Raw genomic sequence first — 26,300 nt, 5'->3', positions numbered from 1 at the left:
AACCGCGAAACGCTCTATCTTCTTGTTTTTACGCGGTTCCGGACGCAAAACCGCTTCGCACTTTTGCTGGAACTGCTTGAAGGGAAGGGAACGGCCGATCTGCGATCGCGGAGTGGCCGGCGATAGATTTACGCTTCAGTTCAGCACCTGAAAGCGCTGATTTGGCCAACCGGAATGGCAAAGTGTATTACTGTTCCCTACCTCTTTGAATTCGACTCACCAGCCATTCTTCCTGCGCTGCGTTCTATTTGGACAAGAGCATCCCGCAGTGCGTTGAGCAGTATATCAGCATTTTCGCGAGAGAAAGGGAGCGGGGGCCGAATTTTGAGAACATTACCGTTCAGTCCTGAGGCGCTGATCAATACATGCCTATTACGAAGCTCGCTGACAACTTTCAGCGCGAGGGCGCTGTCCGGCTCGCGGCTATCCGGATTGCGTACAAATTCCAACCCGAGAAACAAACCGCTACCCCGCACATCTCCAACCGAAGCGAACGTCTCCTTAAGGCTCTTCATTCCTGCGCACAGGTAGTCCCCTGTCTTGCGCGCATTTTGCATAAGATTTTCATTCTCGATAACGTCAAGTACGGCCGAGGCAGCAGCCAAAGAAACGTTGTTGGCCCCAAATGTGTTGAAGTAGCGTATATCCCGGCCGAAACATTCCTGGATGTCCGACTTCGTAATGGCCGCTGCGATTGGCATTCCGTTACCCATGGGCTTGCCGGTCACTACAATATCGGGGACGACTTCGTGACGCGCGAAACCCCACATGTTTGTGCCTATTCGCCCAAAGCCGGGCTGCACCTCGTCAGCAATATAAAGCACGCCAGCTTTTTTCAGCACATCAACGACGGGTTTGAGGAAACCGGGCGGATCGGCAAAAACGCCATCCGAGGAAAAAATGCTATCGGCAATAAACGCAGCCGGCGTGATACCCCGGCGGCGCATGTGGCCAATCGCTTTGTCGACGTCCTGCGCCAATGCCGCACCCACATCGTGACCATCGGCGCGATAGGTATCTGGCGCTGGCACTGTCAGGACATGCTGACCAAGGGGTACGCTATCTCCAAGCAGCGGCGAGATTTCCGCCGCCGAGGCCGTGACGCCATGATAGGCGTTCTCCGTAATGATGATACCGGTGCCACCTGTATAATGGCGTGCCAATCGGAGGGCCAGATCGACCGCTTCGCTTCCGGTGCAGGTGTACATGACACGGTCGAGGTCGGCCGGAAATGTCGCCAGAAGTCTTTCTGAGTAGGACAGAATCTGTTCGTTGAGATAACGTGTATGCGTATTGAGTTGCGACGCCTGGTAACTTATCGCCTCCACAACGTGCGGGTGGCAATGACCAACGGAAGGCACGTTGTTATAGGCGTCGAGATAGGCTTCCCCGTTCGGTCCATATAGCCATACGCCTTTGGCCTTTGTGACATGAACCGGATTTTCATAGAAGAGCCGATATGACGGTCCGAGTAGCATTTGTCGGCGCTCGATCATCTTTCGCTCTCGTTCCGGCAGGCTAGCGAGCCGCGCCGGGTCGAACCCGTTGACCATTGGTGCGCTCGGTTTGTGAGAAGCGTTTTCCTTCATGCTTTTGATCACCGATTGGCTTCGCGCAGTCTTTCGATAGCGACAGTTTCTGGGATTGCATCAAGGCGCGCCAACTGCGCCCAAACGCCTGCACTTTGTATGGTCAAGCGTTGAGCGTGCTCGGGGAACAGCTGTGCCCGCCATCTCGGAATACAAAGCCGCATCACCAGCCGCATGACCGCTGCCTTGTAGATCAAGGGGATTTCGGCATCGGACAGGGAACATTCGCTGCGATACCCCGCGATAAGATCGCACATCGCCGTTATCGGGTCAGGTTCATCCCCGATCTGATAGGCAGCAGCGACACCCACGTCGAAAAGCGTGGGCGCGTGCACCATATCGCCAAAATCGATGATGCCGGTGATTGTATCCGGCGCTGTCGTATCGACAAGGATGTTTTCCATGTTGAAGTCGTTGTGAATGACTTGGGCATCCAACGTATTCATGATCGGCATAATCGCCCCCTCGAACTCGTCGATCGCGTTTTCGAGGCGTGTTTGCTGATGTATGTCAGCGAAAGTCGGCAGGACTTCACGCATCCCTGCCGCATGTTTCAAATCCCAGGTGATGCGATGTGATGCGGCCTCATGTGAAAAGCTCTTCAAGGCTTTTTGCAAACGTCCGAGTATTGCGCCAACCCGCCGGCGCTGCAAAGGAGACTGCGGCGCGGTCCGTTGCGCAACGCCCGGCGCGAACGTGACCATGCGGACGCCGCGTTCGGTGCCATCGTCCGCCACGAAGCGAAAATCCGCGGCACCGTCACGGGTGAGAATGACACGCTGGGTTGGAATTCCCGGATCCACCTCCTCCACATGCAAGAGTGCCAAACTGTGCATCGAGGTAACGAGAGGATCCTCTGCGGGATTGAGGATTTTTAGAAGATAGGCCGTGCCGTCCTCGAGCATCACGCGAAAATTACTGTCCTTCTCGCCCCACAGCCATGTTGCGCGACCAGAAAGGCCATAATGGTCGCACGCAATTTGCTGAGCCTGCTCACAGGACACGGGGACAGAAGCAGTTTCCAGTTCGGCGCCGAGCACACCGATTTTGGAGTTTTTTTGTATGGCCGACATTGTACCGTCCCACCCTTTTGGGTACCTCTCTTGAAATTTCCCAAGCCTTCTGCGGGCAAAAGTCGAACTATGTCGCTTCGGTCACGAGCTTTGTATTGAAGTAGCTTTCCATCGCCTCGGTGCCGCCTTCTGAGCCGTAACCGGAGTCTCTCACGCCGCCGAAAGGCAACTCTGGCAGCGCCAGCCCGTGTTGATTGATAGAAAGCATCCCACTTTCTACATCGCGGGCGAGCGCGGCGCTTGTCTTTGCGGATTTGGTATAGGCGTAGGCGGCAAGTCCGTATGGCAGCCGGTTCGTCTCCAAGATGGCCGCGTCGTAATCCGCAAATGCGCTGACCAATGCGATGGGGCCGAAAGGCTCCTCATTCGCAATGCGCGCGTCTTGCGGAACATCGGTGAGAATAGTGGGCTGGAAGAAATTTCCTCGATTTCCTAGCCTCTTGCCGCCGGTCGCAATGCCTGCTCCACGCGCGACGGCGTCCGCTGTCAACGCTTCCATGGCCTCGACGCGACGAGCATTGGCGAGCGGCCCCATGTTCACGCCGTCCATCAAACCGTCGCCCACTTTTATCGCTTCGGCCGCCTTCACAAAGCCTTCCAGAAATCTCTCATACACGCCCCGCTGAACGAGAAAGCGCGTGGGTGCCACGCAGACCTGTCCGGCATTTCGAAACTTTGCGCCACTCAATATTCGAACGGCCAGATCGACGTCCGCATCATCGAACACAATGGCCGGCGCATGCCCGCCCAACTCCATCGTCACGCGCTTCATATGGGCACCCGCGAGCGAGGCGAGCTGTTTTCCAACCGCCGTCGATCCCGTGAAGGAGATTTTGCGGATCACCGGGTGCGGAATGAGGTAGCTCGAGATGTCGGCCGGTATGCCGAAGACAAGATTGAGAACGCCGGCCGGCAAACCCGCATCAGCGAATGCACGAACAAGTTCGGCACAGCTCGCCGGCGTCTCTTCGGGTCCCTTCAAGATGATCGAACAGCCGGCAGCAAGAGCTGCCGACACCTTGCGCACAGCCTGGTTCAATGGGAAATTCCAAGGACTGAAGGCCGCCACCGGGCCAACCGGCTCCTTTACGACCATCTGTCTGACATTCATCGCCCTTGGGGGAATCAAACGACCGTAGGCGCGACGGGCTTCCTCGGCAAACCAGTCGATGATGTCGGCCGCACTCAAGGTTTCCGCCAGGGACTCGGCCAAGGGCTTGCCCTGTTCCAACGTCATCGTCCTGGCGATCGCCGCCGAGCGCCCGCGCAGAATTTCAGCCGCCTTGCGAAGGAGTTTCGCCCGCTCAAACGCACTGACCTGACGCCATTGCTGGAATCCGGCCGGTGCTGCGGCAAGTGCTTCGTCGAGATCATTGCTGCTGGCATTTGAGACGTTGCCGATAACCTCGCTCGACGCCGGATTTACGACAGGTAGCTGCTCATTGGAGCCATCGCGCCAGACGCCGTTTATATAAAGCCTTGTGTTCGGATACCCGGACATTTCAGTTCCATCCTTTTTTGTCAGTAACCGAGGGCACAACCGTCTTTTCTATGATCGGAAGCGCCCAGCAAGGTGCCATTTTGATCATCGATCCAGATCGCCTGCGCACCGCCGATCGCCCATTTCGGAGCGACAACCTTAAAACCGCGAGCTTCCAGATCGTTGCCGATCGCCGCGCGAAGCAGCGCCTCCGTCTCGACCGTGGCCGTGCCCGGAAGCGGGAACAAACGCGGAAGATCGATTGCACTTTGAATATCGAGATCGTAGTCAAAAAGCTTGGAAAGGAAGTGGGCGTGACCCATTGCCTGGTAATGCCCTCCCATGACGCCGAATGAGAGCACGGATTTTCCAGCGCGCGTCACCAGTCCCGGAATGATTGTGTGCATCGGTCTTTTGCGCGGACCTATCGCGTTCGGATGCCCCTCTTTCACGACGAAACTCTGGCCGCGATTGTGAAACAAGACGCCCGACTTCGGAGCCATCAGGCCGCTTCCGTAAGGATGGAAGATCGAATTGATGAAGCTCGCGACATTTCGGTCCTTATCGACCACCGAAATGTACACGGTATCCGAGTGCTCGACACCGTCGATAATGGCACCCACATCGACCGCTTTCTGCAGATCTATTTTTGCACCAAGACTGTCAATGAACTGATCGGACAAAAGCTGTTCAACCGGGACAACCGACGTTTCCGACTCGGCCAGCCATCGATCGCGTGCCGCATAGGCAAGCCTCGTTGCCTCGACCTCGATGTGCAGATTATCGGCGCTCAGCGGATCGCCTTTGCGCTCGAACCGCTCCAGAATCCTCAGGATCATGAGCGCAATGATGCCTTGACCGTTGGGGGGGCATTCGTGGACGGTCCATCCCCGGTAGGTCGCACTGATCGGCTTCACATATTCACCGGCGGCGGAGGCAAAGTCCTCTGCCGTATGCAAACCGCCCAGCGACTTCAGCTTGGCCAGCATGTCCTCGGCGACCGGCCCGCGATAGAACCCGTCACGGCCTGAGATCCCAATCGCTTCCAGCGTCTGCGCTAGTTCAGGCTGACGTTGGACCGATCCGACGGCGGGAACCTGGTCGTCGGCCAAAAAGATGAGACGGGTCGACGGATCACGTAAAAGCAAGTCTCGCTGGTTTGAAATGTCGGCTGCCACCCTCGGCGTGATCCCATAGCCGTCCCGTGCCAGCGCGATTGCAGGGGCAAGTATCTCCGCGATCGGCATCCTGCCGTGGTCGGCGACCAGGCGTGTCCATGCATCCACCGCGCCCGGAATTGTCACGGCATGGGGCGATGACCGATCGATGGCGGTAATGCCGTTATCCTTGTACCATTCGTATTTCGCCGCAGCGGGTGTCCGTCCCGAGCCGTTATAGGCCACGACCTGATCGCTGCCATTTGCCGTCAGCAGTGCAAAGCAGTCACCACCCACGCCGGTGGACCCCGCCTCCACTACACACTGGACGGCGCAGGCGCCGACGGCAGCGTCGATGGCCATGCCCCCGCTCTTCAGTATCTCGATCGCAGTCATGGTCGCCATGGGATGGGATGTCGCCGCCATCCCATTGCGCCCTACGGCGATCGATTTTCCCGGAGTTTCGAAATTGCGCATCGTCATTCTTTCCTCAGTACAATCCACGCGCCCTGGCCCAGGCATAGGTGTCGTCCAGCGCGCGGGTAGAGCGGTCGAACAATTCGTTGATCTGCGCCTCGGTGATGATCAGCGGCGGGCACAGCGAATAATTGTCGCCCAGCGCACGGGTGATGACACCGTGGGCCTGTGCTCTTCGTCCGGCGTGGATAGCAATGCCATGGGCTGGATTGAACGCCTCCTTCGTCTCCTTGTTGCGAACGAGTTCAAGCGTTCCAATCAGACCTCGGCCACGGGCGTTGCCAACGAGCGGATGTGCGCTCAGATCATTCAGTCGGCGCTGAAATAACGGCGCCACGTCCTGGACATGGCCGACTATGTCCCGCTCCTCGTATATTTTGAGGGTTTCGAGCGCGACAGCCGTGGCGACAGGATGGCCGCCATAGGTGAAGCCATGCCCGAAGGTTCCGATCTTCTCGCTTTCCGAAACGACCGCAGAGTGGATCTTTTCATTGATCATCAATGCGGAGATTGGCTGGTAAGCTGCCGAAAGCTGCTTTGCCATCACGATCATATCGGGTTGCAGCCCGAAGCTTTCGGAACCGAACATCGTGCCAAGTCTGCCGAAGCCGCAGATCACCTCGTCTGCGATTAGCAGCACGTCGTATTTCTTCAGGATTACCTGAATTTTTTCGTAGTAGGTTGGCGGCGGGACGATGCAGCCGCCCGATGCCATAAGCGGTTCGGCAAAGAACGCGCCGATTGTTTCCGGGCCTTCCGCAAGGATCAGTCTCTCGAGCGAATCCGCGCAACGTGTGGCAAATTCCTCTTCCGTTTCACCCGGCTGGCCGTAGCGATAGAATTCCGGGCAGTCCGTATGCAGCACGCGATCGATCGGCAGATCGAAATCACGGTGATTATTGGGAAGCCCCGTCAGGCTTGCCGAGGCGATGGTCACGCCATGATAGGCACGCATACGGGAGATGATCTTCTTCTTTTCCGGCCTGCCGATCGCATTGTGATAATACCAGACGAGTTTCATAGCCGTATCATTGGCCTCGGAACCCGAGTTGGCAAAGAACACCTTCGACATCGGAACAGGCGAAAGCTGGATGAGCCTGTCGGCCAGCTCGATGGCTGTCTCATGCGATTTGCCGCCAAAGCTGTGATAGAACGGCAATTCCTTCATTTGCCGGGTCGCAGCGTCGACCAGACGCTGTTCGCTAAAGCCGAGCGACGCGCAAAACAGCCCCCCAAGACCTTCGATATACTTATTGCCCTCGCTGTCGACGATGTGGATCCCCTCACCCCTTGCAATCACCAGCGGACCGTCCTTCAAATGTTGCGAGGCGTTGGTATAGGGATGAAGAACGAAGGCAGCGTCCCGAGCTTCAAGGGAATTGAGAAGGGTGGTCACAATGGCTCTCCAAATGAGGTATGTTTCGATAGCGGCGCCTGGCAAAGCTCCACCGGTCAGCCGATGAGACCTTTTGGTGCACCGGCTGCCATTTTTGTCGGGGTGAGAACTTCAGTGCTCAATCAATCAAGATTTGTCTTGATCCATTTCTGCGAAAGTTTGTTGATCGTTCCGTCGGCCTTGGCTGCCTTGATCGCAGCGTCGAACATGGACTTCAGGACCGTATCGTCCTTGCGAAGTCCTGCGGCGATACCCTGCCCGAAGACCCCGCCTTTGAAGGTCGGACCGGCTATCGTGTAATCTTTGAAGTCATCCTTTCGAAGCGTGGCGGTCAGCGATGTTTTCTGCGCAACGACCGCGTCGATGCGGCCGGCCTGAAGATCCAGATCATGCTGCTCGACGGTTTTGTATTCTCTAGGATCGACAACGCCCTTGAAGTAGGTGTCGAGGAACACCGCGTTCGCCGTCGATACCTGGGCGCCGACCGTCTTGCCCTTGAGGGCGTCTCGAAGCGGCTGCAATTCCTGCTCGACCTTCGCCTTGTCTCCGGCAAGATCGACCGTCGTCCCGGTACCTGGCAGATTTGCAAGCGGACCGGTCTTGTCGACCATGAAGGCCGCCGCAGTCGGGGCATAGGGCTCGCTGAACGAGATGACGGCAAGACGCTTTTCGGTAACGATCATCGAGGCCATGATGGCATCGAACTTTTTCGCATTGAGCGATGGAATGAGGCCGTCCCAATCCTGGGCGACGATCGTGCATTTGATCTTCATGCGAGCGCAGAGGTCGTTGGCGAGATCGATCTCGAACCCGGCAAGCTTGCCATCAGGTCCTGTGAAGTTCCACGGTTCGTACGCGCCTTCGGTCGCAATGGTAATTTCGGTTGGCTTTGTCTCGGCGGTGGCAGCGCCGGCAAAGGCAACACCCAGTAAGACGGACGTCAGCAAGAGTTTTGATAATTGCATGTTGCATTCCCCTTTTTGTTACCCCCTGTCCTTTTGCGGACAGGGCGGTGCAGCCTTCACAACACCCAGCCTCAGTCGCTAGGGCGCGCGAATCTTGATTGCCTCTGCCGCCAGGCAGAGGAGCTCGAATAAAACCTGCGCCGCGATTTGCGCCGTGTTCGTTGTCGGATCGTACTGCGGAGCGACTTCAACGACGTCGCCGCCGACGATGTTCAATCCCGCAAGACCTCGCAGAATGCCCAGCGCTTGGGCGGAAGTCAGCCCACCGACTTCAGGCGTCCCCGTACCGGGTGCAAATGCCGGATCGAGAGAATCGACGTCGAAGCTGATATAGGTCGGACCCGAGCCGACGATTTCCCTCGCCTTTGCGATGACCGCCCCAATGCCGATATCGCCGACCTCTTCCGCATGTATGACAGTCATGCCGGACGCATACGAAAACTCCCATAGATATTCCGAATTTCCTCGAATGCCGATCTGAACCGTCCGCCGCGGATCCAGCACGCCGTCGAGAACCGCCTGCCGGAAGGGGCCGCCATGATGGAATTTGCACCCCTCAAAGGAGCCGCCGGTATCGCAATGCGCATCGATATGGATCATCCCCACCGATCGATCCTTGCCAACGGCCCGGAGAATGGGAAGACCGATCGAATGGTCGCCGCCGACCGCCAAAGGCACAACGCCCGCCTTGACCACCGCGAGGACAAATCGCTCGATATCCTCATGGGATGCGGCGAGATCAAACCGGCTCCTGAACGGAACATCGCCGACATCGGCGACCCGTGCATGGGCGGTCGGAACGGCGCGCAACACATGTTCATAAGGACCGACCCGATCGACATTTCGAACGGCACGCGGCCCGAACCGCGCACCTGATCGGTTCGTCACGCCAAGATCCATCGGTATCCCGAAAAGCGCGATGTCGATGCCGGTAAAATCGGGCGACGCATCAGGACGATAAGGAGCCTTCAAGAGCGTTGGCATGCCGCAATAGGGAGCCTGACGGCTGTCGCCATCCCCGAAGACCAACTCGGCAACCTTTCGAAACTCCGGGTCGAACATCTCGCCGCCCGAGGCGTTCGAAAAGCGTTCCCGCAGTTCTTCCAGACTTAGAATCTCCGGCATCGGGCCTCCATTTGTCCTGCACCCACATTTCAAGCCGCCTCCAAAATGCAAACGAAAGGCCATTGCTTGTTGTGGTCAATATTGTATACATAATCGTATTCTCCTTGATCAAGCAAGAGGGAAAAAGTTATGGTGCCACCGACAGGACCCGCTGAACGGGCGAAAACATGGAAAGGGAATTGATTGGCATCGACCAAAACGGAACAGCGAGGCTCTTTACGTGAGAGCACATACTCGCAGCTGAAGGATCTTATCCTCAGCGGCCAACTACGCCCCTCGGAGCGACTGTCGGAAAACACGCTTGCCAAGCGCTTTGGCGTCAGCCGGACGCCGTTGCGCGAAGCGTTGATGAAGCTTGAAGAGGAAGGGTTGATCGTCGGACAACGAAACCTCGGATACACCGTCACCGATCTGGACGTCACCAAATTCTGCAATTTGCTGGTCGTTCGCGAAGCGCTCGATGTTTGCGCGGCGCAGCTTGCCTGCGAGATGGCGACCGAAGAAGACCTTGACCGGCTTCGAGGCGTAATCGCCCAGATGATCGAGCTCAAGGAGACGACCAATGAGGCGCCGTCCGACGCCGCCCGCAACCTAGACCTTGGACTATACATCCACCGGGTCATTGTGGAATCGACTCGGAACGAGGCTCTCGTAAGGGTAACCGACCAAGTCTACCAGCAGCTTCGTTTGGCCCTGTGGCTGGAAGTTCTCTGGGTCGATCTCGAGCACACGGATCTTGATGAGCATCGGGCAATTGCGGACGCTATCTGCGCACGCGACCGTGAGGCCGCTGCAAATGCGGCGCGCGCGCATGTGCAAAGCTCACTTAAGAACATGTCGAAGCTCCAGCGCATTTGGGCGCATCGGCGAACTGTCGACTGAGCCAAGCTTTCATAAAGAGGGTCACATATGGAGCTTATCTATAGTTATCTGGCACTCGTCGGCGCCGGACAGACAGGCTGGGGTCCGCTCCTTCTGACGGCCGCCGCCATGACAATTGGCGTTTCCGTGTGTGGCTTTCTGGCTGGAACGGTCATCGGCTCGGTTGTTACGTTTATGCAGTTGTCGCCCCACATGGCCATCCGCTGGTCTGCCGACTGCTACACCACAATTCTTCGCGGCGTGCCGGACCTTCTGATCATCTATCTTTTCTATTTCGGCGGAAGCTCGCTGCTCGGATCTGTCGGCGGCCTGTTCGGCTATCATGGTTTCATCGGAATGCCCGCTTTCCTGACCGGAACGCTGGCACTTGGCGTCGTCTCGGCCGCCTATCAGGCCGAAGTCTTTCGTGGGGCCTTCAAATCGGTTGCGCATGGCGAAATCGAAGCGGCCAACGCCGTTGGCATGCGGCCCTGGCCCAAGTTCAGGCGCATCATCGCACCTCTCGTGCTTCGCTATGCCATCCCAGGACTTGGAAACACCTGGCAACTTGTCCTGAAGGAATCGGCATTGATCTCCGTGACCGGCCTTGTCGAACTCCTCCGGCAATCGCAAATCGCCGCCGGGTCCACACGCCGCCCGTTTGAATTCTACCTGACGGCGATCGTCCTTTATCTCGTGATCACCTGGCTCTCCTCAATCCTGTTCAGGAAAATGGAAGCCCGAACAACCCAAGGGATAAGGAGGGCCTTGTGATGGACATTGGCTTCATGAGGGAAACGCTCCTCACTCTTCTGACCGGTTTGCCGCTAACCATCGAACTTGCAGTCACATCCATTCTGACGGGAAGCGTCCTGGCCCTTGTCATCGCGCTCTTTGCGGTGATGGGCGGCACCATAGGTCGAACTTTAACTCGCGCCTATGTCTTCGTGTTCAGAGGTTCACCGCTCCTTGTCCAAATGTTCCTGATCTACTATGGCCTCGGTCAATTCCGGCATGGACTGCAGGATCTTGGCGTCTGGTGGTTCTTCCGGGAGCCTTATTGGTGCGCCGTGTTAGCGTTGACGCTGAACACAGCCGCCTACTGCAGCGAAATCTTTCGGGGTGGCCTGCAGGCCGTCTCCATGCAACAAGTTGAGGCGGCGCGCGCCTGCGGCATGTCCGGCATCCTGTTGTTCAGACGGATCATTCTTCCGATTGCCATAAGGCACGCGTTGCCTGCCTATGGCAATGAGATCATCTTGATGGTCAAAGCAACGGCGCTTGCTTCCGTCATCACCATCATGGAAGTCACAGGTCTCGCAGGAAAATTGATCGCGGACAGCTTTCGGGCTTTCGAAATCTTCATCGTCGCAGGGGCAATTTACCTTGCGATCAATTTCGTCGTCACGCGCATGCTCATGGTGGCCGAATTTTGGCTTTCGCCACATATGCGCATGCCACCCAATCCTACCACTTAACGGGAGTACGCATGTCCGTCAGGGGAACAGTCTTGGTCAGCGATAACATACAAAAAAGCGCTGCCGTTTCGGTCAAGGATCTCAGAAAGTGCTTCGGCCCGCTGAAGGTTCTGAAAGGTGTCTCGCTAGAAGCGCACCAAGGCGACGTCATATCGATTCTGGGCTCTTCCGGCTCCGGAAAATCGACGATGCTCCGATGCATCAATATGCTTGAAGTGCCCGACAGTGGCGAGATACGCATCGACGGCGAAATGTTCTCGCTGAAAAAAGGACGCCACAGAACTGAACCGGCCGACCGCAGGCAGGTCGATCGACTACGCGAACACATCGGCATGGTATTCCAGAGCTTCAATCTTTGGTCACACATGACCATTTTGGAGAACGTAATCGAAGCGCCGATACACGTGCAGAAACGCAACCGTGCCGAATGCGTCGCGGAAGCAGAAGCGCTGCTCGAACGAGTTGGAATCGCCGACAAGCGAAATTTCTATCCAGCTCATCTATCTGGAGGTCAGCAGCAACGCGCGGCGATTGCTCGTGCTCTTGCGCAGCGGCCGAAGGTCATGCTTTTCGATGAGCCGACCTCTGCGCTTGATCCCGAACTTGTCGGCGAAGTGCTCAAAGTCATGCGGTCGCTTGCCGAGGAAGGTCGAACCATGCTGGTCGTAACGCATGAGATGGGGTTTGCACGTGATGTTTCCAATAAAGTCGTGTTTCTTCATAAGGGCATCATCGAAGAGACGGGCGAGCCTGCGGAATTGTTCAAGCATCCAAAATCCGAGCGTTTTCGACAGTTCCTCGCACACGAGCGACGCTGAGAGGAAGCTTGGTTTCGATTTGCACGCAGAACAGCCCAGATCGGTTGTTTGAATTCTTTCGCAATTAGTTTCAACGCGGTTACCTGCGCCGCCCACCAACATGAGTTGGATACCCTTCTCAAAACCCGACCTCAGCGAAATTATCCCGGTCGATATCCAGAAGAGTGGCAGCATCAGAAAAATGGCCGGTTTCAGGAAGTAGAGTTGGCAAACAATCGCTCCTGAACCACGGCGGGGCGACGCGCCGAAGCATCGTCCAACGATAGCGGCCGAATTCCCGCAGCTGCGGTCCAATCCGTTGGATCACCCACTGCACCACGGACGATCTTCCTTGCGGCAGTGCTTCGGACCGGCGCCCGCCATCCGAGGAATCCGGCAATGTCGCCAAGTCTCTAGAGAAGGCTCGCGAGCGGGGCAGCAGATAGCGCTTGGCGGGAGGCCAGCCGAGCCATCCCCGGTATCGCGCTGCGATTTCATGAAACGGATGTCACGTTAACTAGAATTCGGATGCACGTTTGACGTGACATCGCCGATCATGAGGCAGGATGAATATAAATGCAACCACAGGGCGCAAATTCCGGATCGTACAGCCCGAAGGCCAGGTTTGGCGCGGGGAGCAGGCACCAACTCGTGCCGGGACGTTGAGGTCCATTCATAGCTAGGCCATGCCGTTGGTGTCGCGTGGCCCCGCGCCTCATCACCCTCAATTCCGCATAGGAAAACTTTGTGCACGCTCAGTCAAAACGGACTGCACAGCTGGGCGCGACGCCTCCACAAACATCAGCCATGATGGACCCGAAAGCCAAGAGGAGGAAACATGCGTTTCAAGAACAAGACCGCCCTGATCACCGGCGGCGGCACGGGCATCGGCGCGGCCGTCGCTCGCCTTATCAGGCAGGAGGGCGGCAACGTCGCGCTCGTCGGGCGCCGCCTTGAGCCGCTCCGCACCGTTGCCGAAGAGATCGGCGCGACGATCATCTCGGCCGATGCGGCCGATGGCGCTGCGATGAAGGGCGCCGTCGAGAAGGTTGTCGGAACGCTTGGCGGTCTCGATATTCTGATCGCCAATGCCGGTGGCCACGGCGTCGGGCCGACGGTCAGTATGTCGGACGAGACCTGGGACCTTGCCGTACGCCTCAACCTCAACACCGCCTTTGTCAGCGCCCGCGAATCGCTGCCGCATCTCATCAAGAGCCGGGGCAACATCGTCGTCCTGGCCTCCATCGCCGGGCTCTTTGCCGGGCCGGACGCGGCTGGCTACGTGACCATGAAGCACGGCTGCATCGGGCTCGCGAAATCGCTGGCGCGCGACTATGGCCGCAAAGGCGTGCGCACCAACACCGTCTGCCCCGGCTGGGTGACGACGGCCATGGCCGATGAGCAGATGGAATTCATCGTCGAGAAATACAAGCTGAACAGCATCGAGGAGGCCTATGCGCTCGTCACCAAGGACGTGCCGCTTGGCCGGCCGGCAACCGCCGAAGACGTCGCCAATGCCGTCTGCTTCCTCGCTTCGGCCGAGGCATCGATGATCAATGGTGCCGTCCTGACGGTTGACGGCGGCGCCGGCACAGTCGATCTGCCGACGCTGGCCTTTGCAGAATGACGGGGAGGACATACCGATGAACCAGAATCCCAAGGACTGGAAAACCTACGACGAATTCGCCTATGGCATCGACACGAACCGGCTGCCGGCAACGGAGGCTTTGACCGGCTCATCTCACAAGATCGCGTTCGACGACGGCCGCACGCTGGAGCTTGCCTTCGCCAAGGGCGAGGTCAAATGGTCCGACGGCAGGGACGGCGCCACCGACCTCTCCGAGGTGATCGAAGTCGCGCCGAAGACCTATTTCGTCGAGATAATCTTTGCCGGCCGTCCCAAGGAGGCCGAAACGCTGATCCTCAACATCGAAACGCGCCGGGTGCTTTCCATCTACTCCGTCGTCCGCGAACTCAAGGATTCCGTCGGCGAACCTCAGGTCGCGCAGATCTTCCGGCCAGGCGTCATTGAGGGTGGTATAGCAAGCGGGCCGGTGCCGCATGAAAGCCGCGATCTGATTGGGCTCAGGGCGCACTTCACCTACAGCCCCAACCACGTTTATGAGCACACCTATCTCTCGTCGCAGCGCTATGCCTGGCAATGCCTCGTCGGCGTGCAGCGCGGCCATGGTGATGTCGACGTGACCACGACCTACAAGTTCGACGACAACCTCTACATATTCACCTTCCGCGAGTTCAAGATCGCGGTCGCATCCACTTTCTTCTATAATTTCAATGATATGCGTTCGACAGGCAAGTTCCTTGGCATCACGGGCGACGGCCGAATCCAGAACAGCCCCGCCGGCGCCTTCATCCGCAAAGCTTCGATGACCTATTACCTGCCCGGCCAGGAACCAGTGTGAGGACCCCATGCGCAATGCATTCGATATCGTAAAGGCGCATTACGACGCCAATGACCGCCGCGACATGGATGGCATGCTTGCGGACATCGCACCGGATTGCCATTGGACTGAGATGGACGGCTTTCCCTGTGCCGGCACCTATGTCGGACCGGAGGAGGTTTTCAAGAACGTCTTCCAGGCGCTGGGGCAGGCCTTTGACGGATACACCTTCAAGCTCGAGCGTCTCCTCGACGCCGGCGACGACGTGGTTGCCGTCGGGGATTACAGCGGCACGAATAAGCGAACTGGAAAGACATTCAAGGCTCGTGTCGTCCATGTTTGGAGTGTCGCTGAAGACAAAATCCGACGTTTCGAGCAGTTCACCGATACGCTGAGAGTGGCGGAATCCATGCGCTGACGTTGAGGCGGTTCGGCTCCAGCCGGACCGCCTTGTTCCATTTAGGACACACGGACCTTGCGCCATTGCGACGGCGAAACGCCAAAACGATGGCGGAATACCCGCGAAAAATGCGCGCTCGAGGAAAACCCGAGAGCAAAGGCAATCTCGGATATTTCTCCGGCGTAGCCGCCGGCGTCCCGCAGCTGTGCCGCAGCTTTTTGCACCCGCAGATCCCAGATGTAATCCGAAGGCGTCAGACGTTCGACCTCGAATGCGCGGTATACGTATCGCACCGAGCAGCCCATGCGGCGCGCGATCACCGCCACGGTCAGGTCCGGTCGTTCGAGGTTGCCATCGATGAAGTCCTTGATTCGCTGCAGCAGCACGCCAAGCGGATTGGCGATGGATTTTGGCTGCGGCGGATCAGAACCGATCATGGTGCGCACAAGCTCGATTATGGTCTGGCCGACACTTATACGCCGAGCCTCATCAAGATGATCGATCTCATGAATGGTCGAGTCCATTAGGGATAGAAGGATCCGGCACATGCCGTCCTGCTCGGCATGCGCCGTAAAAGGCCGTGCCAGTCGCTCCACCGCTGTTGCAGGCAGCGCGTGACGCGGCAATTGCAGCAGCAGCTGGCGGACCGGCGTGCTGTTCGTCAGCATGTAGGGACGGCTGGGATCGTAGATGACAAGCGCATTCCGCGAGATGGGCGCATGCAGTCCACCCTGCGTGAGCGCGGCGCTGCCCTCCGTCTGCACGATCAGCTTGATCGCGTCGGGATCGTCGGGCGCCGCCGTCACATGATCGCCGAAGACGACATGTCGGTCCGCTTCCAGGCGCGTCAGCCGGCATGTACCCAGCATGGCGGATGTCATCCGGCTCTTCTCCTCGTCAGCGCTGCCGAAATCGAGCCGAACATTGCCGAAGAGATTGCGTGCCAGCCCCGCAAACGCTCTGCCGCTGGCGCTGTCGACATGCCGGTGAAGTGCTGCAGCCATGATCGATGTCCTCAAAAGGGCGAAATATTTTTTATCGCTTCAGCTTGCCAGATAAGCGCCGTGCAGAATGTCCGGCTGGGCCTTGAGTGTCGGAGCGGCGCCGGAAAAGACGAGGCGCCCGCGTTCCAGCACGAGAGCCTGGTCGGCGAGATCGAGTGCGAGATTGGCGAACTGCTCGATCAGCAAAACGCCGATGCCGCGGGCCGCGGCGATCTTCAGCGCCTCTGCCAGACGTTTGACGACGGCCGGCGCTAGGCCGAGCGACAGCTCATCGACGATCATGAACCGCGGCTTAGCGATGAAGGCCTGGGCCATGGCCACCATCTGCTTCTGGCCACCGGAAAGATCCGATGCCGATTGGCGCCGCCGCTCCGATAGCTCGGGAAATATCTCATAGGCGTGAGCCAAACCCTCTCGCCGCGCAGTCGCCGAGCCTTCAAGGGCCGCCACGAGGATATTGTCCTCGACGGAAAGCTGCCCAAGCACGCGATGTCCTTCCGGTACCAGCGCAAGACCGGTGCGGCGAACGCGGTCGGGTGAAAACCCTTCGAGCGCCGCATCGCCAAGTCGCACCGAGCCGCCGCGCGGCAGGACGCCGGCCATCGCCATGACCGTGCTCGACTTGCCCGCCCCGTTGGCGCCGAGAAGCGTCGTGATCTTGCCGGCTGCGACCGAAAAAGAAACATCATGAATGACGCGCTTGCCGCCGCGCTCGACGACGAGATTCTCGACGCGGATTTCGGATTTGGTGTCCATGTCAGAACTCTCCCAGATAGGCGCGCCGCACATTGGGATCGGCCAGCACGGTCTGCGTCGGGCCGAGCGCCAGAAGCTTGCCGTAATCGAGCACCATGGTTTCGCTGCACATGGAGCGGATGAGATCGACATCGTGGTCGATAATCAGAATCTGCGCCCGGAATTCCGCCGGGATGCGCAGCACCAGCTCGCGAAAGGCTTTACCTTCTTCTTCAGTCAACCCGGCCGCCGGTTCATCGAGCAGAATGAGCTTCGGCTCGCCGACGACGCATTTCGCCAGTTCGACAAGGCGGCGCTGGAAGAGATTGAGGGATTGGCCGAGCCTCTCGGCAACATCGGCCAAGCCAGCAAAAGCAAGAGCCTGGTTGACCGCACGGGCATGATGTCCAGCACCAACGACATGATCAGCGATTGCGGCGATGTTGCCTGCAACCGTCAGGTCCTCCACCACCTGCTCCGTCTGGAACGAGCGTCGTAAGCCGGCGCGTACCCGCTGTAGCGGCGTCATTGGCAGCAGCGCCCGCTCGCCGAGCGAAACCGAGCCCTGGATAGGCTTCACGAAACCGGAAAGCACATTGAGCAATGTGGTCTTGCCCGCGCCATTCGGGCCGATGAGACCGGCGACGGGTGCAGTCAGCACCGCGCTCAATTCATTGATCGGCCTGATACCGCCGAACTGGACGATGAGATTGTCGATCTTGATCATCGCGCCCTCCCCCGGGAAAGGGCAGCATTCAGCCTGATGATGAGAGCCGATATCTGCCCGGCAACGCCGGTTGGCGCGGTTGCCAGCGCATGGAACAGGGCGACGCCGAAGATCCCGATCGTGACATAGCCATCAATGCCGAGATCGGTGAGCAGCGCCGGCACTGCACGCAAGAGAAGGCCGGCGATGACGGCGCCATACCAGTTGAAGACACCGCCGACGATGGCAAGCGCAAAGAGATTGAGGCTTTCGAAAGCGCCGAAGGCGCGCCCATCGAGCTGGCCGACATTGCCCGCCAGCAATCCGCCGGCAAGGCCGGCGAGAAAGCCGCTCAATGCAAACGCCCAGGCCTTATAGATCAGTACATTGACGCCGCTGGCAACCGCAACCGTCTCGCCCTTGCGGATCAGCGCCCATGCCCGGCCAGGACGGGCAAGCTTATGCCATTGTGCGATCAGCAGGCCGATTGCCGCCACAGCACAGACATAGAGAAAGTAGGAGACCTCGCCATCGGCAAGGACAGGCCTCGCCAGCATTGCGCGACCTGAACCGTCGGCTCGACCCAGGAAGCCGGGACCGCCATCCGGAAAACCCCAGGCGCTGATGACGATCTGGAAGGCGCCCGCGAGCATCAGCGTCACGAGAGCGAGATAAAGACCGCGCAGGCGCAAGGCCGGTACGCCGAATGCCAACCCCACCACCGAAGCGACGATGCCGCCGGCAAGCAGGCTCAACTCGAATGGCGGATGAAAGGCGTGGCCCACGCGAAGCGTCACCCAACCGCCAACCCCGACAAGGGCGAACTGGCAAAGGGAGACGAGACCGAGCTGGCCGTAGAGAATGGCAAGTCCGGCAACAGACAGCGACAGAGCGACAGCCGATGTTGCCGCGGACAGCCAGAAGGAATTGGCAAGCAGGGCAACGACGAGCGAGAAGATCGCCATCGTCACGGGCACATGAAGAAGCTGCTTGGGCAGACGCACCATCGATATGCTTTCGGCTGTTGGGGCGATTGTTTGCTCCTGAATGGTCATCGATCTTTCAACGCGGCGCGCGCCGTGCCTCCCAGAATGGTGACCGCGATAAGCGCGATGATGAAAGGCGCTGCTGCGCGATAGGGCGATATCCACGCAATCGGCGTCAGCACGGCTTCGGCGATCCCGATCAAGATGCCGGCAACGGCTGTTTGCCAAAGCGACTGCAGTTGACCAAGGATCGCCGCCGCGATTGCCGGGATCACCAGCAGAGTCAAAAACGTGCCCTGCAACCGGACGAGATCGGCAAGCAAGAGCCCGGCAAAGCCGGAGAAGATGCCGGTCATGATCCAGGCGGCTGTTTCTGTGTAAAGGATGCGTACGCCGAGGACGGCGCTGAGATCGCGATCATTGGCGAGTGCGCGCATATCCAAACCAAGGCGCGTCCGGGTGAGCAGCAGCGTGATGGCAACGACCATGACGATGGCGAGGACGATGGCGATGATGCGCGTATAGGTCAGGCGCACCGCGAAGAGAGAAACGAACATCTGGTCGGTCGGGAACTGCAGGCGACGCGGCAGCTCGCCCCAGATAACGCCCATGATCGCGATCAGGACCAGCGCCGGCGCCAAGGTGCCGACAGCGCGCACGACGATATCGCGATGCGACAGCATGGGCGCGAAGACGCAACCATAGAGGAAACTGATCGCTGTCGAAACGGCAACGGCAGCGAGGATGGCGACGGCGAGCGGCATCTTCCACTCCAGCAGTTGCCAGGCGCAATGGGCTCCGATCGCACCGAAGGCTCCGAATGCGAAGTTGAGAACGCCCGTCGCCCGAAACAGGACGACAAGACCGACACCGGACAGCGCATAGACGGCGCCGATGCCTAGCCCGGAAATGACAAAGGGTAGAAGATTCATGGATCAATCCTCTACGGCGCGGCGCGTCTTCAGACGCGCAAGGGACGCCGTAACACTTTAGATCAGCGCATCGAGCTTTCCGAAAATCGATCCCGATTTCCGGGCCGATGCGTGGGGTCGTTCGGTCCCGCGGATTTGCCGCGGAACCGGTTGCAAGTGTGAGAGCTCAGTTGATGCCGGCGGACTTTTCAAAGGCGCGGATATCCTTCAGCTCCGGATCCGGCGACGGCGCGCAATCGGAGACGACCTTCCACTTTCCACCCTCGGCAACGGCCATGCGCGTCGTCGAATTGGCGTTATGGCGCGGCTGACCATCGCCGAAGTACCAGGGAGCGCAGAAGATATCGCTCTTGAAGTCCTTGATCTCTCGCACGGCGGCAGAGGCGGTCTCGCGGTTGATCTTGGCCGGATCGAGAGTCATCAGCGCCTTCTCGGCGATGCGAGCTGCGAGATAGCCTGCCTGAGCAAAGGTATCGCGCGGGTCGGACTTCTGGCCGTATTGATCCATGACAGCGAGCCAGTTCTGATTGTCCGGCGTCGTTGCCTCGAGATCATTGAATTCCATATTGACGTAGAACTTGCCATCCCAACCGGAGCCGATGGTCGACGGAACCGAGAGATCATAGGCGGAGGCGGCGCTCAGGAAGGTGATCGTCTGGTTGAGGCCCTGCTCTTCGGCAGCCGTCAGCAACGGTACGGCAACACCCTTGGAAAGACCAAGAACGATAACATCCGGTTTGCTCGAAGCAGCCTGCAGGATGATCGATGTCGCATCGGCAGAGCCGGGATCCATCAAAATCGTCTGGGCGGCAAAGCCCTTTTCCTTCGCGAGCAGCATCACACCATCGCAGGACCAGGTGCCGACATTCGGGATGTTCGGACCGATGCAGACGACGGACTTGGCATTCAGCTTGTCGAGCGCATAACCCATGGCGCCGAGCATCGAGACGCGCGGCCCGGCATTGGTCGGCGCATAATTCTCAGCGAAGTAGCACTCACGCGGCACACCGACGCCGGCGACGACAAGAATGCCCGACTTCTTATAGAAATCGGCATTCGCGCCGCATTCGACATAGCTGGAATTGCCAACCATAAGTACCGCCTTCTCGTCATTGACGAGTTTTGCAGCCAATTGCGCCGCAATTTCGGGGTTCCACTGGTCATCCTCGACCAGATATTTGACCGGCCGGCCCTTGATGCCGCCGTTGGCGTTGAGGCAATCGAAATAGGCCTTCGCCGCCTTGGTGGAATTGGAAAAGTCGTCCGGTCCGGTCTTGCCGGTGATGGCGCCGATGATGATCGGTTCACCCGTTGCCGGCTTGCCGCTATTGTCGCCGCAGGATACGGCCGCATGGGCGCTAAATGCTGATGCCAGCGTCAGCAAAAGGCCGATCACCAGCCCTCTTAGATTAATAGGCATAGTCTCCTCCCAATTTGTTGTCCCGTTCCCCACGGGCTCATTGCTTCCCCGATTTCCGGCTCACCCGGAAATCGCCTTTCCAGTCATGAAGGCCGCAGCCTTTGCCGCAATCATCATCGTCGGCGCATTGGTGTTGCCGGAAACCAATGTTGGCATGACGGAGGCGTCGCAGACGCGCAGCCCCTCGATCCCACGTACCATCAGGTCAGGCCCGACGACGGCCATGCGATCGTCTGCGCGGCCCATGCGCGCCGTGCCCGCCGGATGGAACACGGTCTTGCAGGATTGACGGATGTAATCGCGCAGCGCTTCAGGGTCCTTCTCGATGCCGGGCTTCGGCAGCAGGCGGCGCTTGACCAGCTTGGCAAGCGCCGGTGCATCGAGAATGCGGATCGCCGTTTCGACACCACGCACCAGGGTTTCGAGATCGGCCGGATCGGACAGCAGGTTGGCGTTGAAATCCGTCTGTTCGGTCGGATTCTTGCTCTTCAGCCGTATCCAGCCGCGCGACCGTGGCCGCAGATAGCATGGACCGATGCTCAAACCGTGACCCGGCTCCGGATCGCGATCAACGAAGCCGATCAAGACAGGTAGGACATGGAACTGCACATCCGGCTGCCCGGTGCCCGCGGTGTCGATGAAACCGCCGCATTCGACAACGTTGGACGTCAGCAACCCGCGATGCGCCGTCAGATAGCGCAGCATATGGCCTGCCGCCCGCAGCCCCTTGTCATGGCCGAGGATCGAGATCGGCTCGCGTGTTTCGCCCTGCACCGGCACTTCCAGATGGTCCTGATAGTTGCTGCCGACACCCGGCAGGTCGGCGACGACCTTGATGCCGATCGAGGAAAGATGTTCGCCGTCGCCGACACCCGACAGCTGCAGAATCTTCGGCGTTGCGATGGCTCCGGCGGTGAGCGCGATTTCGCGCGATGCCTTGAAGATCGCGCCATCGAGCAGCTCGACGCCGACGGCTTTCTGCCCTTCGAACAGGATACGGGCAACCTTGCGCTCCGTGAGCACGGTCAGGTTCGGCCGCTTCTCCGCCTCGCGCAAAAAGGCCTGCGCCGAACTCCAGCGACGGCCGCCATAGGTCGTGCTCTGATAGAAGCCGACGCCGGCCTGATCCGCGCCGTTGAAATCGTCATTGTGGGGAATGCCAATTTCCGTCGCCGCCTTGATGAAGGCTTCGCTTAAAGGATGGCGATGGCGGGGGTCGGAGACGCGCAGGCCGCCCTTGTTGCCGTGGTAGTGGCCATTCAGCCGCTCATTGTTCTCAAGCGAGCGGAAGGCCGGCAGCACATCCTCGTAGGACCAGCCCTGGCAGCCCATTTGCGCCCAGGTATCGTAGTCGTTGCGATGACCGCGAATATAGATCATCGCATTCACCGAACTGCCGCCGCCCAGCACATTTCCCTGCGGCACGATGCTGGGCCGGCCATTGAGGCCCCTATCGGGATTCGATGCATAGGGGTGGATATCGATGCCCTTGCCCAGCACCTTGAAAAAAGTGGCGGGGATATGGATCCAGGGATCGGAATCCCGGCGACCGGACTCGATCAGCAGCACCTTGTGCGCCGGATTTTCCGAAAGCCGGTTTGCCAGCACGCAACCCGAAGAACCGCCACCGACGATGATGTAGTCGTAAGTCGTCATGACTCAGCTCAATACGGTCTGGATTGTCGTGAATTCCTTCAGCCCTTCGGCGCCGAATTCGACGCCGATACCAGACTGCTTCACACCGCCGAAAGGCGCATTCGGCTGGATCGTGCCGTGCTTGTTGATCCAGACCGAGCCGCACTCGAGCTGCAGCGCATAGCGCTTCGCCTTCTCCGCATCGGAGGACCAGACGGAGCCGCCAAGGCCAGCCGGGTTCTGGTTGGCGCGCGCGACCACCTCATCGATGTCGCTGTAGCGGATGATCGGCAGGGCCGGACCGAACTGCTCCTCGTCGACCAGGCGGATACCGTGGTCGACATCGGCAACGAGCGTAATCGGATAGAAATAACCCGGGCGATCCATCGGCGCTCCACCGGTCAGGATACGACCGCCATTCGCGCGCGCATCGTCGACGAGTTCACGCACCTTGTTGAACTGCATCTCGTTCTGCACCGGACCGAGAATGCTCGCCTCATCCAGCCCATCACCGACGGTGATCTTGCCGGCATATTCCGCCAGCCCGCGGCAGACCTCCTCATAGAGGCTGTCGTGCACATAGAGCCGTTTCAGCGCCGCGCAGGTCTGGCCGTTGTTGATAAAGGCGCCCCAGAAGAGGCCTTCGACGATAGCCTTGGGGTCGGCATCCGGCAGGACGATGCCGGCATCATTGCCGCCGAGTTCCAGCGTCAGCCGCTTCAAGGTGGCGACTGCCGAGGCCATGACCTTTTTGCCCGTTTCCGTCGAGCCGGTAAAGGTCATCTTGGCGATATCAGGATGGGCGGAAAGAGCGGCACCAATGCTGTTTTCGCCGGTGACGACATTGACGACCCCGGACGGCAGAACCTCATTCATGATTTCCACCAGACGGATTGTCGACAGCGGCGTCAACGGCGACGGCTTGATGACGACGGTGTTGCCGGCGCGCACCGCTGGAGCGATATGCCAGCAGGCGATCATCACGGGCCAGTTCCAGGGCGTGATCGAACCAACGACGCCGATAGGCTTGCGATGCAGTTCGACGCGGCCTTCATTATCGTCTTGCAGGATTTCCACTGGCAGATCGAGTTCGGCAGTATGGCGCGTCCAGGCGAGCGCGGCACCGATCTCGAAGCGAGAGCCAAGACCATTGAGCGGCTTGCCCTGTTCGCGGGTCAGGATTTGAGCAAGTTCCTCACCGTGCTCGCCGATCTTTTCGGCGACGGCGCGGCAGGCCGCCGCGCGCTCCTCGCTGGAGATCTGCGACCAGCCCTTGAAGGCTTCGGCGGCCGCGGCAACCGCGCGGTCGAGATCCGCTTCACTGGCAAGCGGCATATGGCCGACAATGTCACCATTCGACGGATTTTTAACCGGTGCATGATGAGATGTGGCAACAGGTTCGCCACCGATAAGCAGGGTGTACTGCTTCACGACATTTTCCTCCCGTGACTTTCGAGAGGACTATGCCCCTTGCCCTAAAACCCGTCTTGGGGAGAAACGCGCCTCGTCTTGGACTGGAACGCAGTCTCGCGCTTCAGTCCAACCTATGGGCCGGCTCGGCGGCGCGAAGCAGCTCGCTCGGCGCGCAATCGAACAGCTCCTTGAAGCTGCGATTGAAATAGGAGATGTCGTTGAACCCGGCCGAATAGGCGACTTCGGCTATCGTCGCCGGGTTGCGCTGCTCTTTCAGCTGCTCGATCTTTTCCCGCGCAAAGCGCAGCCGCTTGTCGCGAATGACCGTCGTGCAGGTCATGCCCATGCCCTGGAAATCCTGCTGCAGAGTGCGGATGGAAATGCCGAGCCGTGTCGCCAGCCATTTGGCGCTGAGATCGCTTTCGGTCAGATGCTTGTCGATGAGGATATCGACCATCTGCATGCGCTTACTGGCACTTTCATGCAGCGAATTCAGGCTTGCCGTCTGGGCGCCTGTGGAGAGGAATGCCTGACGGGTTGTATCGAACATCAGCTGACGAAGATAAGGTGAAGCTGCTTCATTATCCGGCGTGGTCATCATCTTGGCGATCAATGCACGTAGCATCATGGCCATCGGGTCGCTCGCCTCGAGCTTGCGCGCAACGTCAAAATCGATCTTGCTGTTCGAATACATTAGCTGCCGAGGCAGATGCAGCGACAGGTGATTGGAGAAGTGCCCGCGAAAATAGAAGGTGGTCGGCCGCGTCGAATCGACAAGAATGCATTCGCCGACATCGAGAATGTTCTGCTGGCCGGAATGCTCGACACCGCAGACGCCCTCCAGCTGCAGGATCAGAAACAGATGCTCATTGGCATCACGGCGAATGTCCTCCCAATCGCGGTGGACATAATCAAGATCGTTGGAAACATGAGCAAACTCCATGCCGCAGACGTCGATACGGCTCGCCGTGCCGATGACGCTATCACCGCGCTGCATACTGTGCGGATTGAAGTTGCCGCAAATGCTTTGAAGGTCGTCAACCCACTGATCGTAGGGCGTCGGTGACCAGGTCCGGTCAACCAGACTGCGATTTTGCAACAGGTCCAACTCCGCCTCCCAACAGTGTCAGCACTGCGGAAGACTGCTACAGATCTTCTGGTCCGTCAATCAAATACTTAACATATTAATGAAATCGAAGAGGCCTTCATTCGCCGCTATCTCCATCTGTTCCGGCGTCGCACAGATCGGCCAGCGAAGACCCCAACTTCCTGCGAAGGCGCCGCTATAGATCTTCGAATAAATATCAATCTTTTCAGTGGAGAAGGTCTCGGCGGGCAGAGCATCCTGAGGCTGTTCTACGAATTCCATTGCGCGTAGGGCAAGTTCCCTATTTTCCGGCGTCATATGTTCTGCAGAGAACCCCGGCCCGCCACGGCGATGTTATTCAAGACGCTAAGAATCTTCCGCCATTCACGAACCGCCGGCACGCTGGCAGCTCACCGATCAGGATCTATGCGCCAACAAGATCTCCATTCACCCATTGCTGCGGCTGAGCTACATCTTTCTCGGTTGCCCCTAGAAGTTCAGCCCTGCCATGGATCAACGATGATCACACCAGTTCCATCGAAGTCTTTGATATTCCGCGTGACAACAGTCAGACCATGGACCAGCGCCGTTGAAGCGATCAAGGCATCGGCCTCGTTGCGACGGTCCGGAATGTGAAGGTGAGCACAGCGCGTAGCGACGGCATCGTCTATGGGCAGAATGCGATCCACAAATTCCGGGCGAACGCGGCTATCCATCCACTCTCGTAATCGAGCGCCTTGTGACGCATCGCGGCGCTGAACACTCAAGATACCGCGTTCGATCTCCATGATCGTGATGGCGGAGATGAAGAGTTCACGGGCATCCTGCGACGCAACCCATTGCGTGACGTTTGCATCTGCCTTGCCATCCCCAACCTTCCGCAGCTCGGAGACGACGTTCGTATCGAGCAGATACTTCAAGACAGATCGACCTCGCGTGTCGCGATTTTGGCTCTAGGCGTATCCATCTCAATAGTCGAAAGGCCGGGCATAGCGAGCGCGTCAACGAGGTTCCTGCGTTTCCCTGACAAACGCTCGAATTCACTGTAGGTCATCAGGACGTGCGATGGCTTGCCACGATCTGTGATAATCACGGGACCGTGCTGAGCGGCCTTTTTAGCCTTGCTGACGTCATGATTGACCTCTCTGCTGGACAAACTCGTCATACTCATAAGCAACCTCC

At 58.7% G+C, this 26,300-nt stretch carries 26 protein-coding genes; 7 read left to right on the top strand and 19 right to left on the bottom strand.

The window, feature by feature from the left end; translation table 11 throughout:
- Positions 1 to 197: 197 nt before the first annotated feature.
- The 7 genes from AC13RE_RS14395 to speB form a co-directional block, all read right to left on the bottom strand.
- Positions 198 to 1,553 carry an aspartate aminotransferase family protein gene (locus tag AC13RE_RS14395; protein WP_488563524.1) on the bottom strand — a complete coding sequence of 452 codons (1,356 nt, stop codon included), beginning with the start codon at positions 1,551 to 1,553 and terminating at the stop codon, positions 198 to 200.
- Positions 1,554 to 1,597: 44 nt separating this feature from the next.
- Complete coding sequence (locus tag AC13RE_RS14390; protein WP_488563412.1) at positions 1,598 to 2,662, bottom strand: phosphotransferase; 1,065 nt, start codon at positions 2,660 to 2,662, stop codon at positions 1,598 to 1,600.
- Between the two features lie 67 nt (positions 2,663 to 2,729).
- A complete protein-coding gene (locus tag AC13RE_RS14385) occupies positions 2,730 to 4,163 on the bottom strand; it encodes an NAD-dependent succinate-semialdehyde dehydrogenase (RefSeq protein ID WP_488563411.1) in 1,434 nt (477 codons plus the stop codon).
- A gap of 20 nt (positions 4,164 to 4,183) precedes the next feature.
- Positions 4,184 to 5,776 carry a gamma-glutamyltransferase gene (ggt, locus tag AC13RE_RS14380; RefSeq protein WP_488563410.1) on the bottom strand — a complete coding sequence of 531 codons (1,593 nt, stop codon included), beginning with the start codon at positions 5,774 to 5,776 and terminating at the stop codon, positions 4,184 to 4,186.
- Positions 5,777 to 5,789: 13 nt separating this feature from the next.
- Entirely contained in the window at positions 5,790 to 7,172 is a 1,383-nt protein-coding gene (locus AC13RE_RS14375; RefSeq protein ID WP_488563409.1) for an aspartate aminotransferase family protein, read from the bottom strand.
- 122 nt (positions 7,173 to 7,294) lie between these two features.
- Entirely contained in the window at positions 7,295 to 8,137 is an 843-nt protein-coding gene (locus AC13RE_RS14370) for a lysine/arginine/ornithine ABC transporter substrate-binding protein (RefSeq protein WP_488482272.1), read from the bottom strand.
- Positions 8,138 to 8,215: 78 nt separating this feature from the next.
- Positions 8,216 to 9,262 (bottom strand): agmatinase, encoded by a 1,047-nt coding sequence (gene speB / locus AC13RE_RS14365; RefSeq protein ID WP_488563408.1) that lies wholly within the window; start codon positions 9,260 to 9,262, stop codon positions 8,216 to 8,218.
- A 183-nt stretch (positions 9,263 to 9,445) separates the two neighbouring features.
- Between speB and AC13RE_RS14360 the strand changes: the two genes are divergently transcribed.
- The 7 genes from AC13RE_RS14360 to AC13RE_RS14330 all read left to right on the top strand — a co-directional run bounded on the left by AC13RE_RS14360 (position 9,446) and on the right by AC13RE_RS14330 (position 15,218).
- Entirely contained in the window at positions 9,446 to 10,144 is a 699-nt protein-coding gene (locus AC13RE_RS14360) for an FCD domain-containing protein (protein WP_028754911.1), read from the top strand.
- Positions 10,145 to 10,171: 27 nt separating this feature from the next.
- Complete coding sequence (locus tag AC13RE_RS14355; protein ID WP_488563407.1) at positions 10,172 to 10,897, top strand: ABC transporter permease; 726 nt, start codon at positions 10,172 to 10,174, stop codon at positions 10,895 to 10,897.
- Positions 10,897 to 11,601, top strand: a complete 705-nt coding sequence (locus tag AC13RE_RS14350; RefSeq protein ID WP_488563406.1) for an ABC transporter permease — start codon at positions 10,897 to 10,899, stop codon at positions 11,599 to 11,601. The genes AC13RE_RS14355 and AC13RE_RS14350 overlap by 1 nt, the downstream gene beginning before the upstream one ends.
- An 11-nt stretch (positions 11,602 to 11,612) precedes the next feature.
- The gene (locus AC13RE_RS14345) at positions 11,613 to 12,419 is read left to right on the top strand and encodes an ABC transporter ATP-binding protein (protein WP_488563405.1); all 807 of its coding nucleotides are present in this window, start codon (positions 11,613 to 11,615) and stop codon (positions 12,417 to 12,419) included.
- A gap of 817 nt (positions 12,420 to 13,236) precedes the next feature.
- On the top strand, positions 13,237 to 14,025 hold the full coding sequence (locus AC13RE_RS14340; RefSeq protein WP_488563404.1) for an SDR family NAD(P)-dependent oxidoreductase: 789 nt from the start codon (positions 13,237 to 13,239) through the stop codon (positions 14,023 to 14,025).
- A 16-nt stretch (positions 14,026 to 14,041) separates the two neighbouring features.
- Positions 14,042 to 14,821: a MoaF C-terminal domain-containing protein gene (locus tag AC13RE_RS14335; protein ID WP_488563403.1), complete on the top strand. Its 780-nt coding sequence runs from the start codon at positions 14,042 to 14,044 to the stop codon at positions 14,819 to 14,821.
- Positions 14,822 to 14,828: 7 nt separating this feature from the next.
- On the top strand, positions 14,829 to 15,218 hold the full coding sequence (locus tag AC13RE_RS14330; protein WP_488563402.1) for a nuclear transport factor 2 family protein: 390 nt from the start codon (positions 14,829 to 14,831) through the stop codon (positions 15,216 to 15,218).
- 41 nt (positions 15,219 to 15,259) lie between these two features.
- Here AC13RE_RS14330 and AC13RE_RS14325 read toward each other — a convergent pair whose 3' ends face one another.
- The 12 genes from AC13RE_RS14325 to AC13RE_RS14270 all read right to left on the bottom strand — a co-directional run bounded on the left by AC13RE_RS14325 (position 15,260) and on the right by AC13RE_RS14270 (position 26,289).
- Positions 15,260 to 16,204 (bottom strand): AraC-like ligand-binding domain-containing protein, encoded by a 945-nt coding sequence (locus AC13RE_RS14325; protein ID WP_488563401.1) that lies wholly within the window; start codon positions 16,202 to 16,204, stop codon positions 15,260 to 15,262.
- A 39-nt stretch (positions 16,205 to 16,243) separates the two neighbouring features.
- Positions 16,244 to 16,960, bottom strand: coding sequence for an ABC transporter ATP-binding protein (locus AC13RE_RS14320; protein ID WP_488563400.1), 717 nt, complete (start codon positions 16,958 to 16,960; stop codon positions 16,244 to 16,246).
- 1 nt (position 16,961) lies between these two features.
- Entirely contained in the window at positions 16,962 to 17,666 is a 705-nt protein-coding gene (locus AC13RE_RS14315) for an ATP-binding cassette domain-containing protein (protein ID WP_132721528.1), read from the bottom strand.
- Positions 17,663 to 18,700 (bottom strand): branched-chain amino acid ABC transporter permease, encoded by a 1,038-nt coding sequence (locus AC13RE_RS14310; protein ID WP_488563399.1) that lies wholly within the window; start codon positions 18,698 to 18,700, stop codon positions 17,663 to 17,665. Before AC13RE_RS14310 ends, AC13RE_RS14315 begins: the two co-directional genes overlap by 4 nt.
- Positions 18,697 to 19,563, bottom strand: coding sequence for a branched-chain amino acid ABC transporter permease (locus AC13RE_RS14305; protein WP_488563398.1), 867 nt, complete (start codon positions 19,561 to 19,563; stop codon positions 18,697 to 18,699). Before AC13RE_RS14305 ends, AC13RE_RS14310 begins: the two co-directional genes overlap by 4 nt.
- Before the next feature lie 166 nt (positions 19,564 to 19,729).
- Positions 19,730 to 20,983, bottom strand: coding sequence for an ABC transporter substrate-binding protein (locus AC13RE_RS14300; RefSeq protein WP_488482260.1), 1,254 nt, complete (start codon positions 20,981 to 20,983; stop codon positions 19,730 to 19,732).
- A 60-nt stretch (positions 20,984 to 21,043) separates the two neighbouring features.
- The gene (locus tag AC13RE_RS14295) at positions 21,044 to 22,639 is read right to left on the bottom strand and encodes a GMC family oxidoreductase (RefSeq protein WP_488563397.1); all 1,596 of its coding nucleotides are present in this window, start codon (positions 22,637 to 22,639) and stop codon (positions 21,044 to 21,046) included.
- A 3-nt stretch (positions 22,640 to 22,642) separates the two neighbouring features.
- The gene (locus tag AC13RE_RS14290; protein ID WP_488563396.1) at positions 22,643 to 24,049 is read right to left on the bottom strand and encodes an aldehyde dehydrogenase family protein; all 1,407 of its coding nucleotides are present in this window, start codon (positions 24,047 to 24,049) and stop codon (positions 22,643 to 22,645) included.
- A gap of 103 nt (positions 24,050 to 24,152) precedes the next feature.
- Entirely contained in the window at positions 24,153 to 25,139 is a 987-nt protein-coding gene (locus AC13RE_RS14285) for a helix-turn-helix domain-containing protein (protein ID WP_132721540.1), read from the bottom strand.
- 60 nt (positions 25,140 to 25,199) lie between these two features.
- Complete coding sequence (locus AC13RE_RS14280) at positions 25,200 to 25,436, bottom strand: hypothetical protein (protein ID WP_488563395.1); 237 nt, start codon at positions 25,434 to 25,436, stop codon at positions 25,200 to 25,202.
- A gap of 179 nt (positions 25,437 to 25,615) precedes the next feature.
- On the bottom strand, positions 25,616 to 26,038 hold the full coding sequence (locus AC13RE_RS14275; RefSeq protein WP_488563394.1) for a PIN domain-containing protein: 423 nt from the start codon (positions 26,036 to 26,038) through the stop codon (positions 25,616 to 25,618).
- Complete coding sequence (locus AC13RE_RS14270; RefSeq protein ID WP_132721546.1) at positions 26,035 to 26,289, bottom strand: type II toxin-antitoxin system Phd/YefM family antitoxin; 255 nt, start codon at positions 26,287 to 26,289, stop codon at positions 26,035 to 26,037. The genes AC13RE_RS14275 and AC13RE_RS14270 overlap by 4 nt, the downstream gene beginning before the upstream one ends.
- Positions 26,290 to 26,300: the final 11 nt, after the last annotated feature.

The sequence above is a fragment of the Martinezella sp. CNPSo 3959 genome (genome assembly GCF_057784355.1).
Note: the sequence above shows the minus strand (reverse complement) of the source record. Positions and strands in the feature narration are given on the sequence as shown.

Bases quoted from the DNA above. Each gene is read 5' to 3' on its own strand.
- AC13RE_RS14295 (WP_488563397.1), bottom strand. From the start codon at position 22,639: ATGACGACTTACGACTACATCATCGTCGGTGGCGGTTCTTCGGGTTGC.
- AC13RE_RS14315 (WP_132721528.1), bottom strand. From the start codon at position 17,666: ATGATCAAGATCGACAATCTCATCGTCCAGTTCGGCGGTATCAGGCCG.
- AC13RE_RS14325 (WP_488563401.1), bottom strand. From the start codon at position 16,204: ATGGCTGCAGCACTTCACCGGCATGTCGACAGCGCCAGCGGCAGAGCG.
- AC13RE_RS14390 (WP_488563412.1), bottom strand. From the start codon at position 2,662: ATGTCGGCCATACAAAAAAACTCCAAAATCGGTGTGCTCGGCGCCGAA.
- AC13RE_RS14270 (WP_132721546.1), bottom strand. From the start codon at position 26,289: ATGAGTATGACGAGTTTGTCCAGCAGAGAGGTCAATCATGACGTCAGC.
- speB (WP_488563408.1), bottom strand. From the start codon at position 9,262: ATGCCGGAGATTCTAAGTCTGGAAGAACTGCGGGAACGCTTTTCGAAC.
- ggt (WP_488563410.1), bottom strand. From the start codon at position 5,776: ATGCGCAATTTCGAAACTCCGGGAAAATCGATCGCCGTAGGGCGCAAT.
- AC13RE_RS14330 (WP_488563402.1), top strand. From the start codon at position 14,829: ATGCGCAATGCATTCGATATCGTAAAGGCGCATTACGACGCCAATGAC.
- AC13RE_RS14305 (WP_488563398.1), bottom strand. From the start codon at position 19,563: ATGAATCTTCTACCCTTTGTCATTTCCGGGCTAGGCATCGGCGCCGTC.
- AC13RE_RS14370 (WP_488482272.1), bottom strand. From the start codon at position 8,137: ATGCAATTATCAAAACTCTTGCTGACGTCCGTCTTACTGGGTGTTGCC.
- AC13RE_RS14300 (WP_488482260.1), bottom strand. From the start codon at position 20,983: ATGCCTATTAATCTAAGAGGGCTGGTGATCGGCCTTTTGCTGACGCTG.
- AC13RE_RS14385 (WP_488563411.1), bottom strand. From the start codon at position 4,163: ATGTCCGGGTATCCGAACACAAGGCTTTATATAAACGGCGTCTGGCGC.
- AC13RE_RS14280 (WP_488563395.1), bottom strand. From the start codon at position 25,436: ATGACGCCGGAAAATAGGGAACTTGCCCTACGCGCAATGGAATTCGTA.
- AC13RE_RS14395 (WP_488563524.1), bottom strand. From the start codon at position 1,553: ATGGTCAACGGGTTCGACCCGGCGCGGCTCGCTAGCCTGCCGGAACGA.
- AC13RE_RS14310 (WP_488563399.1), bottom strand. From the start codon at position 18,700: ATGACCATTCAGGAGCAAACAATCGCCCCAACAGCCGAAAGCATATCG.
- AC13RE_RS14355 (WP_488563407.1), top strand. From the start codon at position 10,172: ATGGAGCTTATCTATAGTTATCTGGCACTCGTCGGCGCCGGACAGACA.
- AC13RE_RS14340 (WP_488563404.1), top strand. From the start codon at position 13,237: ATGCGTTTCAAGAACAAGACCGCCCTGATCACCGGCGGCGGCACGGGC.
- AC13RE_RS14335 (WP_488563403.1), top strand. From the start codon at position 14,042: ATGAACCAGAATCCCAAGGACTGGAAAACCTACGACGAATTCGCCTAT.
- AC13RE_RS14320 (WP_488563400.1), bottom strand. From the start codon at position 16,960: ATGGACACCAAATCCGAAATCCGCGTCGAGAATCTCGTCGTCGAGCGC.
- AC13RE_RS14350 (WP_488563406.1), top strand. From the start codon at position 10,897: ATGGACATTGGCTTCATGAGGGAAACGCTCCTCACTCTTCTGACCGGT.
- AC13RE_RS14345 (WP_488563405.1), top strand. From the start codon at position 11,613: ATGTCCGTCAGGGGAACAGTCTTGGTCAGCGATAACATACAAAAAAGC.